This is a genomic window from Streptomyces shaanxiensis, assembly GCF_039537145.1.
Taxonomy (GTDB): Bacteria; Actinomycetota; Actinomycetes; order Streptomycetales; family Streptomycetaceae; genus Streptomyces; species Streptomyces shaanxiensis.
The window spans coordinates 229785-242371 of record NZ_BAAAZY010000022.1; the positions used below are offsets into that span (position 1 = coordinate 229785).

Genomic DNA, 12587 nt, shown 5'->3' on the forward strand with positions numbered 1-12587 from the left:
TGCGACCTCAGCCGTCGTAAGGCCTGGCGGCACGCCCCTCGCGCAGGGTCAGTCCCCACCAGGCGAGCTGGTCCAGCAGCACGGAGGCGGCCTTGGAGGTGCCGTCCGTGTCGTGCGGGCGGCCCTCGTCGTCGAACTGCTCCCACGCCATGTGGAAGCTCACGGTGTCGCGCAGGGTGACGGCGTGCAGCTCGGCGAAGACCTGGCGCAACTGCTCCACCGCGCGCTGGCCACCGGCCATACCGCCGTAGGAGACGAAGCCGACCGGCTTGGCTCGCCACTCCCGGTACACGTAGTCGATGGCCAGCTTCAGGGAGGCCGGGTACCCGTGGTTGTACTCGGGCGTGACGACCACGAACCCGTCGAGCCCACCGATCCGCTCGGCCAGGGTTGGGGCGTCGTCGGGGGCGGCGGACCGCTCCAGGGTGAGCTTGAGCTCGCCGGCGAGGGCGGGCTCGGACAGGTCGATGACGTGCGTCTCCATGTCGTCCCGCCGGCCGATCTCGGAGAGGAACCACTGAGACACCTTGTCGGCGAAACGGCCGGGGCGAACGCTGCCGATGAGGACGCCGATCTTGAGCGGGGGCTGCGACATGGCTCGGGACATGGGTGTACCTCGGTTCCGGGAAGTCGGTCGGGAGAGATCGAGCGCCACCTCCGGGTGGGGCCCGCTCCAGCAACGTAAAATCTCAAGCGAACTTGAGGTCAAGCGATCCCGGAGAGCCCCGAGGGCGGACCCCGAGGGAGAGCCCGAAGAAGATCGCCGACCACACCACCGATCACCGACAACCGGGGCGAACGCCGAGGGACGTATCCGCTACGCTGTCAGGGCACCTTTCGCCTTCGTGGGGCTTGTAAAAAACTCCGTCGCCGCAGGTCAGCCAGTGGCCAGGAGATCGCTCCGGAACGCACACCCGTCGATTCGGAAACGCTCAGCTGATCGCTACAGGTCAGGGCGCGTTCTCAGATCATGCCAGTCAGCCTTCTGGAAGTGCCCCGCAGAGACGTGAAGCCTTGCACGTTCTTGTTGGCATGAAGGCTTCCTCGCACACTCAATGCTTCACCCGGAAGACGGTGAACGATGGTGTCGTACGTGGGTCCAGACTGGCGGTCAAGCCATGGCCATTTCCCGTCGCAACGGGATCGCAGCCGGGACCGGCACACCCTTACGGGCCGAGAACGGCCCCTGTCCAACCACTCTGCTTGTACCTCGCAGCGCAAAAGGCAAGACCGCCGAGGAAGCGCGCCATGCTCTTCGTCGGCAATCTCGCTACGTGCGCGGGCGGCGGAGAATTAGACCAGAACTGGTTGCCCACGGAGCGCGCACCCAGGAGATCGGGTACCCACGTTGATTCGCGAGGCTGGCTCCTATTCCACTTCCCTCGTGGCTCCGGCTTCACTGGCCAGGACAAGTTGGGTGATGGTGTGGCCGTCAACGGTGCGAACGGTGACGCGGTACAAGCCCGGAACATCCACGGTGCTCCTGGCCTTGATCTGCCCGTCACCCCAGCCCGCTTTGATGACCTGCCGGTTCTGACCCGCAACGTCGGCTATTTCGCACCGGAGACCAGCCAAGGAATCCACGCCGCTGAGCGTGATACTCCAAGCGCTTCCGACTTCTACCAGATCGGGAACGTCCAGTCCGCAGCCGGGGGCGCCCTGAGGTGGGCCCAAGTGTTCGTCGTCCCGCAGTATTTCCGCTACGGCCTTGAGCGCGACGCGATCGGAGGCGACGGCTCCATGCTGTAGCGGAAGTGGTGTGACAGCGGGTCCGACGGCTGCGGAATCCTTGTAGACGGTGCCGTCGCCCTTGACGTCAAAGAACCTCAGGCTGCCGCGCGGGTCGCGGATGAAGTCACCACTGGTGTGCTGGCGAGCTCCATGCTGATGCGGGTAAACCACGCCGTCGCGGATCGTGAGACTTTGCATGGTGGCCTGATTCGTGCCGGCCACCGCCCAGTGCCCGGGCAACCTGACGTTGTTCTGCTTTTCCTGGAACTCGACTGCTGCCTGGGCGAGTTCGGCATTACCTCCGATGTCTTTCACATCGCTGGGGGTGAGGCGACGGACATCGTTCCCCTCGATGAGGCAGGCGTACTGCGGGAGAAGGTCGTGGAGGCCCGGCATGGTGGCTGAGATGGACTGCAGTTGCCGGTGCGGGAGCGGGACCGGGGCACCGCGCCCGGTGTTGAGGATCGCGGCTGCCTTCACCGCACCGTAGAAGGGCGTACCAAGGGTGAGTACGGCGCGTGTGTCGTCGGCCAGAGCGCCGTCGTGCGGGGCATCGAGGGCGGCCCGGGTGACGAGGCCGCCCATGGAATGGGCGACGAAGACGAGGCGTGCCGGACATTCGTCGACACGGTTGCGCCGAGCGGCGTCGTGGGCAGGATGCAGTCGCCAGGCGGTCAGGTGGCGGCGGGCGGCCTCGGCCAACAAGTGGCCGTTGAAGGCGACAGGCAGGCGCCAGTCGTAGGCGAACTCCAGGACGGCGGCCGGGTCGGCGACGCAGCCTTGGACCGCGTTGATCAGGTTGGTGTAGGGCTCGAACCCCTGAAGGTAGGGAGTCCAGGATGAGTGGCGCATCAGTTGCGTGGGCTTGATCCGGGTGGTCCTGCCTTCCAGTTCCTCCGGAGTCAGGCGCAGCGGCTCGAGGCCCTTGGGCCGTGTCCATGCCTTCAAGAGCCACGACACGCCGGATAAGCCCCAGACGGTCTTCTGGGTGACCGTGTCGTAGAGCTCACTGCCCATGATGCCCGGGACGATGACAACGGCGTCCTGGGTGATGTCGGCGGTCACAGCCGATGCGGTGGAGGAGTTCGCAGGTTCTGGCCCGTGGCGATTCATGGCTGTGAACAATAGAGAACATGCAGGGGGAGCACGGGGAGATTGGCTTAGTCGGGCAGACCAATCCGTCACAGAGCGAAGAGGGCGCAGGGCCGGTCGCGGGCTCACTGGTCATCGTGACGGTGGAGGACGGAGACCCCGAGTTCGCCAAGGCGATCGAGGAACAGCTGTCGGTCGTGACTGCGTGGTGGAAGGCAGGACCGGAACCCGGCGAAGGGTTTGTACAGACCATTCTGCGTGCGCCGGAGGAACGCCACGATGTGGAACGTTTCTTGCACAGCTCCGGCATCCGGGACGCGGCAGAAGACGAGGCGCTGGTCCTTTATGTCACATCACACGGCGCCGTCGGCACATCCACCAGACACTTCCTGCTCCTGCCGAGCACGGACACTGATCGGCTGCTGGCGACGGGCATGCCGACGAACGAGGTTGTCATCGCGGCTCTCGACTCGCAGGCCCGCCATGTGCTCGTGATCGTCAACGCCTGTGAGGCGGAAGGCATCGATGTAGAGCTCAGGGACCTGGCCCGCGACCTTGTCCGGCCAGGGTCCCCGGGGAGGGCGCTGAACGTCGTGGCGACCACGGGGGCCCGTTCCCCAGTGCTGGGCCGCGAATTCGCCGTCGTCCTGCGGATGGCCTTCGAGTGGTTTCAGGACGCGGCCGGAATCGCCCGTCCGTACCTGTCGATCTCCGAATTCATGCAGGCCCTCGAGGATGCCACCGACCGGCTCAACGAAGAACGGGATCTCTCACTCGCGGGTCCCCGAACGGTCCTCCAGGGCAAGCTCGGCACCCCGATCCCCACCCTGCCCAATCCTGGCTACCGGCCCAAACCGCAGGTGGTCACAGAAGCCAGAGAGGAAGTCGCAGCCACACCCGAGGAACTGGAGTACTGGCTGGATCGCGCCAGCGGCCGCGCCAGCCGCGACGATCCCGGCTGGTACTTCTCCGGCCGCCAGGAACTCAACCGTCGGCTGGCCGCCTTCGTCAAAGGTCCCGCGGGCGTCCTCATCGTGACCGGCACCGCCGCCAGTGGGAAATCCGCGGTACTGGCCCGGGCAGTGACGCTCAGCGATTCCGCCTTCCGGGCGTCACCTCGCTACGCAGAGGCAGTGAGCAAGGCGCCCGCTGACACCGTCCCGGACGAGGGATCGATCCACGTGGCGGTGTCGGCCCGCAACCGCGGGTCGCTGAGCCTGATCGAAGCCATCGGTACCCGACTGGGCGGTGAGCGGGACCGCACACAACCTGCGGCAGATGCTCTGCGGCAGTGGCAGGAAGGGCTGCGCACCTTCTTCACGTCCCGTCAGCAGGGGACGGTCACGGTGGTCGTCGACGGTCTCGACGAATCTCCGGAGGCTGGCGCCTGCATCCGAGATGTTCTCGTGCCTCTCGCCGGCTATGCCGGCGGGCCCAGTGTGGCGGACAGAATCTCCGTCCCCGCCCAGGGTGCCGACTCCACGCCGGCAGAACCGCCCTCTGGCCACAGTGGCCTGCGTCTGCTCATCGGGGTCCGCAGCACCAGCCCAGGCACCCCGATGGCAGCCCTCGCCACTGGCCTGCGAGGGCTGTTGGAGGAACTCCGGCTTGTCTTCCCGGCAGCGCAGGTGGTGCGCACGGACGGAGAGGGGGTGCAGGCGGATATCGCTGCCTATGTGACTGCTCTGTTGGCCGGGGCGCCGTGGGGCACCGACCCCAAGCTGATGGCCTCGGCAGCGGAGCGAGTGGCACGTCATGCAGGTCGGTCTTTCCTGGACGCCCGCTTGGCCGCCGAACAATTGCGTCGCAGCGACGGAGTCACACTGCTCCGCGACCAACTGTGGCTCTCACGGCTCGACCGGGGCACCGTGGGGCTGTTCGAGCAAGATCTAAACCAGGTCGGCGATGACGGCTTGAACCGGGAGGAGGCGCTCGCGCTCCTTCGCGCCACCGCGTTCGGGCTAGGGCGCGGGATGCCGTGGGCCCAGGTGTGGCCGGCCGTGGCTTCAGCCCTGCTACAGGCCCGTATCGATCACGCCGACGAGAAGATCCGACGGCTCCTCGAAGGCCGTCTTGCCGGATACCTCACGCATGACATCGAAGATGACCACGTTGTGTACCGACCCGCCCACGAGCAACTCGGGGTGATGCTGCGCCAGTGGCCTCAGCCGCCGCACGAGACGAGGAGGGCCTTGGATGAATCCGGATGAGCGGCAGAAGGGCGCCGACACCGGTGAGCAGCAGGCCCATGCACGCATCGCCGCCGCACTGGCGCGTTTGGTCAAGCCTGATGCAGTGGCCGTGCCACACCCCTATCTGACCAGGCACCTGGCTCACCATGCCGCGCTCGGCGAGGCTCTGGATGACAGCCACGTGCCGCCTGGCCTGCTGCCGTGGGTCTCCGCCGACGGGGTCCGTGGACTTCTCGGCCTCTCACACGCACGCCGTACGAACCGGGAATGGCTCACGGCATGGGCTGCCATCGAGCCCTACGTCCAGGACGCGGATCTCCCCTCCCGCTGCTCCAGTCTGCATCTGGCCTACACGGCCTTACGGTTTCCCGGTGTTCCCCGGCAAGACCTGCCTCAGGAGGCCGCAGAATTCGCGGGATCCCGCCTGTGTGTCCTCTGGTCACAATGGGCACCGCCCTCCAACGTGCTCGCGACACTCAGCCGGCGCAGTCTGTCGCTGGCCACGGCCGAAGGTCCCGGTGGTGCGCAACTGCTGGTCGTAGGCGGCGAGTTGGGCGGTATCGAGCTCATCGACACGGCCACCGGTACACCTGTCGGGGACCGGATTCCCGCGCACGACGGCGACGTGCGATGCCTCTTCTTCGTGGCGCACTCCACCGGCGATGGAGCGCTTGTCTCTGGCAGCACCGACGGCACGGTACGCGTCTGGGACACGGCCCGGGGGACCCTGCTTGACCATATGACGTTCGGTGGGCGTACCTGGACCGCTGCTGTCACCGGATACCGCGACGACGCAGGGACGTTGACTGTGGCAGGGGTCGACGGTAGCGGCTCGGTGAAACTCTGGCGCGAGCACTCGGAGGAACTCCACCTGGCCGACATGAGCGCTCATCCGATGGAACAGGCCGCATTCGCACTGGGCCTCGCTGTCGGCCCCGGCGGACGGCAGCTGCTGGTCGGTGCCGGCCGCACGCTGAAAGTGTGGGACACCGCTGATCATCGACTGCTGCATGAGTACCCTGTGGGCGCTCCGGTCAGGTGCCTGGCTGAAACGACCGTGCCGGGCTGGATTGCAACCGGCCACAGCGACGGCTCCATCACCCTGTGGGACACGGCCTCAGGCCTCCAAGCCATCTTCCGGGGGGAGGGAGAGCCGGTCACCGCCCTGGCGGCACTGCGCATCGACGACTCGGACCTGCTCGCCACGGCCGGCTCCGGATCAACGATCGACCTGTGGGACATGGACGCCAGGCAGAGGATCGGTCAGCTCACCGGACACACGGAGTCCGTGACAGCCCTGCACACGATCTCGGCCGGCGACTGCGACCGACTCGCCTCCACTGCTCGGGACAACACCGTCCGGCTCTGGGACACACCTGCCATCCGCCACGCGATCCGCGGCACCGCCACAGCCCCCGCCGCCGTAGCTGCGGCAATCACTCCGGAGTCCGTTGCCACACCGCTCCTGGCCGTCAACTACAGCACCGCGCAAACCCAGGTCTGGGACACCCTCACCGGGGCGGTCACCGGCTCGTTCGGCAGGGATTCGAAGCATGCCTCGTCTGCCCTCAGCTGGGCACCGGAGCACGAAGGCCGGCGCTTACTCCTCTGGGCGGCATCCGACCACAGCATCCGGTCCTGGGACCCCGTACGCGGTGTTGCTGCCGGCGTCCTCCTCAAGGGGCACTCCCGGCCCATACGCACCCTCGCCTCGGCTGCAGCCTGCGATGGACGGCGGTTGGCCATCAGCGGCGACGATTACACCGTCCGGCTCTGGGATCTGGACAGAGAACGACTGCTACAGCAGTGGCGGCATCCCTACACGGTCCGAACCGTAGCGGCGGCGTCCGACGGAGTCAGCGCGGACTGGTTCGCTTCTGGCAGTGCTGACGGGACGGTGCGCCTGTGGGCGGCCACGGACCCTGCGCCCAAAAAAGTGCTCCCCTGTCGGCAAGGGATCATCAATGCCCTGGCCATCAACACGGGCACCTCCCCGTTGCCGCCTTTCCTCGCCAGTGGTGGAGATGACCACACGGTGTGCCTATGGGACTTGCGCACCCTCGAACCCATCGGCGAGCGCCTTCGAGGCCACACAGCCGCCGTCGAGGCCATCGCTACCTGGACAACGTCCGCTGATGTCGCTCGCTCTTACGTCGCCAGCTCCTCTAGCGACGGCACGATCCGGGTCTGGGATGCGACAACATCTTGCTGCGTTCTGCAGCTGGCCACGGGAACTCCTGTGCACACGCTGTCTGTGCGCCCCTCCGGCGCATCCGTCAACAAGGTCGTCCTCGCAATGGCGGGAGCGGCCGGAGTCGCCGTTCTCGAGTTGGACCTGGAGGACCCGTCGCCTATGAAATAGGCCGTGCGCCCCCTCAAATCCTTCGTGCGCCCCTCATGGGATCGGCAGGACCAGTCGCCCTTTGTCTGTCCAGCAGCAGAAAATGATCGTTCGGCTGCGTTCAGACGCCCGGACATCTGGCAGTGCGTGCCGACACCCGTCCCTGCCGCGCACAGAGCGAGCAACGAGCCAGACCCGAAAACCGACACGTGCAAGTTCGTACCTGAGCGAGGAGCGGCCCATGAGCGAGGGCACACCGTTAGAGGCAAGTCTCATACCGGCACCGGAACGCGGGGTGTGGCGCCTGGGGAAGGCGGAGAACCCACGCAAGTACAACAAGATCAGCCGGGAGGACGACAGCCGCTCGGGGGGCAACCGGTGGAGCCTGGTGAGCTACGGCACCTTGTACTGCGCCTCCGATCTTGACGGGTGCTTCGCCGAGGCGCTGGCTCCTTTCCGTGTCGATCCCGAACTGCGCGAATTCATCGGTGATGACTGGAACGAGCCCTACTTCATGAGGCCCGGCCACCTTCCCCAGGACTGGCGAACCCGGCACACGCTGGTGCGGTTACAGCCGGCCAAGGAGGCGCGATTCTTAGACGTCGACAACGAGCAGACGCAGCGCACGTTGTCGAGAGAGCTCAAGGACGAGTTGGCGCAGTTCGGCATCACCGACCTGACCGCCGAACACATCCAAGGCACGAACCGCAGGGTGACGCGCCAGATCGCCGCCTGGGCGATCGCACAGCGCGACCTGCAACAGGGCCGGCTGATCCACGGGATCGCCTACCGCTCCCGCTTCGGGATGCGACAGTGCTGGGCCATCTTCAGCGATGTCGATCTGGAAGAGGTGGAGAGGCAGCCGATCTGGCCGGAGACCGAGGGGCTGCGCAGCGTCGCCGACGAGTACGGACTCATCATCCGCTGACGCCGCGGCACCACACTCGCCATCTCCCACTCGTATCCACCTTGAAACCTCCATCAGCCGCGTAGCCCGAACGAAGGAAAACGTCAGTGACCACCTGACGCCATCAGGCAACAGGATGGAACGAAGCTGCACTTCAGCGCCCCAACGTTGCTTCGGTGAAGTGATCTTGACGGCCCTTCAGACGGCAGAAGTTAGCGCAAAAACGGTGGAGTTAGAGGTGGATTCTGGGTAGCCTTAACTCATGAACTATTGGGGAGGGACCATGAACACAGTCAGCCACCAGTTACCAGCAGCCGCCATCGCCGCACCTGCGATCGCGCTGATACCTCCTGACGGCGCTCCGCAGGCCAGCCAGCCGAGCAACTGGCGTCGCAACAAGCTCCTGCACAGCCTGCACCCCCTCAGTCAGCCCAGCACCGGATCTGTCTCCGAGACCGGCATGCAGCGATGCTGACCACAGGCGTCTAGCGCCGTCATGATCCGCAGAGGTCACGCTTCCCCGCGGGTCCACCTTTCAGAAGCGTCACATCAGTCAGCGGCGCCGAGCCCGCGTCTGCACTCCATCGGACGTGCGGCAGGCCGAGTTGTCCGCAATCAAGTCCTGCACCCGTTGCCTGACACGCGACCAGTCGGCCACCGACCAGGCGTGCAGTCAGAACACGAGGGAGGAAATACCATGGCCACCACAGCCAACAATCCTGCAGCCGCCAAAAGTGCAGCAAGCGCCGAGCGAGCCCACGCCGCCACGGTACGCATGTCCATCGCGGACATCGCCCGTTTCCTGCAGGACAACCTCGGCCAGCGCCTGACCGCTCGCATCACCAACATCAACGATCCCCGACAGGTCGGCAAGTGGGCTTCGGGCGATTCAGCACCGCGCCAGGAAGCCGAAGACCGTCTCCGCGCCGCCCTGCAGGTGTTCCAACTCATCCAGGACGCTGAGAGCCTCTACACAGCACGTGCCTGGATGATCGGGATGAACCCCCAGCTCGAGGACGAAGCCCCTCTTACCGTGATCGCTGAGGGGCGCTTCAAGGACGTCATGGTCGCCGCACGTGCCTACGTCGACGGTGGCTGACTCACTGCAGTTGGACACACAGGGCAGCGCAAACTTCTGTGCCGCTCCGCAGACAAGGCCGGGGGGCGGCACAGCCACGCGCCGCGGGGAAGGCGCAGATTCTCGGTGCCGGGCCGCTCATCGACTCCCCGGGGGCTTCGGCCAAGATGCTCCGGCGGCAGCCGCATCCAGCAGTTCACCGAGGCGCAGCCAGGCGGTCGGCCCGGAGTAAGTGGCCGGGCAGGCCGCAAACCGGACCCACGCATCCTGATCGGCGCTCAGGGCCTCACGTACTACGGAAATCACAGCCGGATGTGTGCTTCCGTAACGATCACCCCGGGCACGCAGCACCGACCAGGCCGGCAGGGCACGTACCAGTTCCGACGTGATGTCCCGCCTGGCCAGGACCAGACGGGTCCAGGCCTGGCGCCACGGCGGACCGCCACCGAGATTCCCACGCAGGCCCTCGGTGAGACGGAGCAGCACCGTGTCCGGGGAGCCGTGCTGGCGCAGTACGTCCTCGAAGTCGTCGTCGGACCGGTGCACTCTCGCGGCACACGCGAGGAGAGCCTTCTCCACGAGGGAGTCGTCGCCGGGATGCCGGTCCAGGTACTCGCTCAGAGCCTGTGCCGGGACAGCGGCCAGTTCGCGCACGGTCACCTCGCCCGGGGCGCCGAGTGCGCTCCGGCGACGATCCGCGCCGACGGCAGGCGGCGGATCGGCAAGGACGCGCTCGATCGTGTCGAGGATCTCCTCGAGCTCGCGACGCCGGTCGTAACGCGGCTGAAGGCCGCGCTGGTGGGGGCTCAACCGTTTCCGCGCATGCCGGACGATCGGGCGGACCCAGTGGCAGGGGCCCGCCAGTGCACCGGCCGGTAGCCGTCCTTGGCCTGCCCCGGGTTGAGCAGGTGACGCCAGGTTCCGGATGCGGCATGCCGCACCCAGGTGACGGGGGCCTCGCACCCTATCTCGAGCAGCGTGGTGCTCTCACGGCTCGGGAAGCGGCGGAGGCGGACCTGCTCCTCGTCCGGCAGGGCGGACAGTTCCGCAGCGAAGCAATCCAGTACCTGCTGATTGTCCGACCCATCGCGGCGCATGCGGGAGGCCTGGGCCAGCAGCAGTTCGTAAGGGAAGCGCCCAAGGTCGGCCGTGGCAAGCTCGGTCAGTAGCTCAGGCTCGACCGACCAGGGAAGAGTGCCCAGCAACTCGTCGCGGACCGTCCGCTCGGCGTCAGTGTGCTTGGACCACTCCACGAGCTCCCGGTGGCGGTCCGGGTTTCGTTCAAGTATCCGGCGCCACATGCTCGCCCATGCCTCATACGCCCGTGTGTGACGCTCCAGCCAGTCGTCGGCGTCCTCTCCCTCGGCCCGCTTGCCGGGGTCGGGGGCCGTGGGAAGCGTGTCGCGAGCTGCCGCGAACACCAGGTCGTGCAGCGGGCCTTGCCGTAGCACGATCTGGGCCTGGGTTGGGGCCTCCAGCAGTCGGGGAGTCATCGGCGGCGGTGTGCCGCCCCGGGCTCGCACTTCCTCGGCAACCGCACTGACCAGCCGCTCAGCGGCGCGTGGGCTACCGAGCTGAGCCAACTGCTCAGCAGTGCAGCGCTTCAGTGCCTGGTCCCGCAGGGATGCCGGACACGATGGGTGCCCAAGGGCGAGCGCAACCAGGGTCGGTCGACGATCGAAGTGGGGCGATTCCTTCTCGGCCTCCAGGTCCGCCGCCACGGCTGCCTCCAGAAGCCATGGGGGCGCCTCCTCGGCATGGGGACCCAACAGCAGAGCCTCGGCGAGGGCGGAGCGGTCGTATCGGGGCTGATCCGACCGGACTTGCTGCGCCGCCAGCCGTACCACGGGGTCCTCCGGGCCGCAGTCGGCCATCGCCGTGAGAAGGAATTCGGAGGGCAGCACAGCGTCGAGGTCCTGGCCGGTCACGAGAGGTTCTCCATCAGGATCGTTGGTGCACTTGCTCGGCATGCTGAAAGGTCCTGCACGAGGTTCACTGCGGCCCCGGAACGATGAGAAGGGCATCCAGCGGGCGGGTTCGCGTGGGGTGAGGGATCTCGAGCCAGCCGTCGCCCTCGGCTGGACAGCGTGGGATGGCCCTGTAGCGGCGCCACTGCCAGTTGATCCACCATCGTGGCTCGTTGGCGCGATCTGCGCATGCCGCGCAGTAACAACGATAAGCACCCTTTGTACTGCGTAGCGGGCGGAGACTGGCCGGAGGTCACCCTGACCCACGACGCTCCACTGAGCGCCCACTGCGGACTGCTCCTCGCCAGCGACCTGAACCGCACCATGCGCTCCCGCAAGCTCTCGCTTCGCGGACTGGCCGACGTGGCCTGTGTCGCGCATTCCACCGTCGCCCGAGTTCTCAACGGCGACGTCCTGCCGGACATCGGCACCCTGACACGACTGGAGGACGCACTCGACCATCGACTCTGGCCCGGCCCCGTAGCGATTCGCGCTTCGGTATCAGCCAGGCGTCAGGTGATCTGACCCCACGGGCTCCGCCGCGAAAGGCCGGCGGCAGTCAAGCCGACACCCGTAACGACCTCGGCTCCACGTCGGTGACGGAACGGACAAACCGAGCCTCCGTCACGCACAGACCGAGACGAACACCAACCAGCTCTGCACAGAAACCTGCAGGTCAAACCCTTCGCAACGCCCCACCCCCCGTACTCCACGCCTCCGCTCCGCCCCAATCCGCTACGCTGTTCACGTCAGCGGTCAGGTCGCGCAGGATGTCCGCCCGGGAAACCGTCGCGAGCACCAGCGCACCCCCACTGACCAGCGGGCTTGTACGCCTCGGCCGAAGATCCACTCACTGGGTTTTCTCCAAGGTTTTTTACAAGCCCCCGCCTTCGTAGCTCAGGGGATAGAGCACCGCTCTCCTAAAGCGGGTGTCGCAGGTTCGAATCCTGCCGGGGGCACAACGCGTTGCCGCTCTGACCTGGGGTTTCTTCCCCAGGGAGGGCTCCTAATCGGCCTCGGGCTCCCCGTCCGGGGCCGTTTGCGTGAGCGGATGGGGAGTTGATCTCCCGTGTGCCTCCCAACGGATCAGCACCGTTCGGCACGGAGTTCCTGTCGGGCTTCTCCGCGTCGGCGGGCTCTGGCTCCTCTGCGGGAGTGGTGTTCTCGGGGGTGGCGCGGCGCGCGGGACGAGCCGGGCTGGAGTGGCCGAGCATCTCCTGGATGTCCTTCAGGTCGGCCCCGGCCCCGGCCGCGTGGGCCAACATCGGTGTAGGCCGAA

General features: G+C 66.7%; 10 protein-coding genes and 1 tRNA gene. 7 read left to right on the plus strand and 4 right to left on the minus strand.

What is annotated here, in order from left to right; translation table 11 throughout:
* Positions 1-7 precede the first annotated feature (7 nt).
* Both ABD932_RS33900 and ABD932_RS33905 read right to left on the minus strand, forming a co-directional pair.
* Positions 8-595 carry an NADPH-dependent FMN reductase gene (locus ABD932_RS33900; RefSeq protein ID WP_345018831.1) on the minus strand — a complete coding sequence of 196 codons (588 nt, stop codon included), beginning with the start codon at positions 593-595 and terminating at the stop codon, positions 8-10.
* Positions 596-1368: 773 nt separating this feature from the next.
* On the minus strand, positions 1369-2796 hold the full coding sequence (locus ABD932_RS33905; RefSeq protein WP_345018762.1) for an alpha/beta hydrolase: 1428 nt from the start codon (positions 2794-2796) through the stop codon (positions 1369-1371).
* Positions 2797-2864: 68 nt separating this feature from the next.
* Between ABD932_RS33905 and ABD932_RS33910 the strand changes: the two genes are divergently transcribed.
* From ABD932_RS33910 to ABD932_RS33930, 5 genes are all read left to right on the plus strand, one after another.
* A complete protein-coding gene (locus ABD932_RS33910; RefSeq protein ID WP_345018764.1) occupies positions 2865-5033 on the plus strand; it encodes a hypothetical protein in 2169 nt (722 codons plus the stop codon).
* Positions 5020-7377, plus strand: a complete 2358-nt coding sequence (locus ABD932_RS33915) for a WD40 repeat domain-containing protein (protein ID WP_345018766.1) — start codon at positions 5020-5022, stop codon at positions 7375-7377. Before ABD932_RS33910 ends, ABD932_RS33915 begins: the two co-directional genes overlap by 14 nt.
* Positions 7378-7597: 220 nt before the next feature.
* The gene (locus ABD932_RS33920; protein WP_345018768.1) at positions 7598-8284 is read left to right on the plus strand and encodes an RES family NAD+ phosphorylase; all 687 of its coding nucleotides are present in this window, start codon (positions 7598-7600) and stop codon (positions 8282-8284) included.
* A gap of 262 nt (positions 8285-8546) precedes the next feature.
* Positions 8547-8738 carry a hypothetical protein gene (locus ABD932_RS33925; RefSeq protein ID WP_345018770.1) on the plus strand — a complete coding sequence of 64 codons (192 nt, stop codon included), beginning with the start codon at positions 8547-8549 and terminating at the stop codon, positions 8736-8738.
* Positions 8739-8960: 222 nt separating this feature from the next.
* A complete protein-coding gene (locus ABD932_RS33930; RefSeq protein ID WP_345018772.1) occupies positions 8961-9362 on the plus strand; it encodes an XRE family transcriptional regulator in 402 nt (133 codons plus the stop codon).
* A gap of 117 nt (positions 9363-9479) precedes the next feature.
* On the opposite strand, the gene ABD932_RS33935 is transcribed toward ABD932_RS33930, so the two are convergent.
* Together ABD932_RS33935 and ABD932_RS33940 are read right to left on the minus strand one after the other, a co-directional pair.
* Complete coding sequence (locus tag ABD932_RS33935) at positions 9480-10151, minus strand: hypothetical protein (RefSeq protein ID WP_345018774.1); 672 nt, start codon at positions 10149-10151, stop codon at positions 9480-9482.
* Positions 10148-11269, minus strand: coding sequence for a hypothetical protein (locus ABD932_RS33940; RefSeq protein ID WP_345018776.1), 1122 nt, complete (start codon positions 11267-11269; stop codon positions 10148-10150). The genes ABD932_RS33935 and ABD932_RS33940 overlap by 4 nt, the downstream gene beginning before the upstream one ends.
* A 228-nt stretch (positions 11270-11497) precedes the next feature.
* On the opposite strand from ABD932_RS33940, the gene ABD932_RS33945 reads away from it, so the two are divergent.
* Positions 11498-11833, plus strand: a complete 336-nt coding sequence (locus tag ABD932_RS33945; RefSeq protein ID WP_345018779.1) for a helix-turn-helix domain-containing protein — start codon at positions 11498-11500, stop codon at positions 11831-11833.
* A gap of 361 nt (positions 11834-12194) precedes the next feature.
* Positions 12195-12267 (plus strand) — tRNA-Arg (locus ABD932_RS33950).
* The last annotated feature ends 320 nt before the right edge of the window (positions 12268-12587 follow it).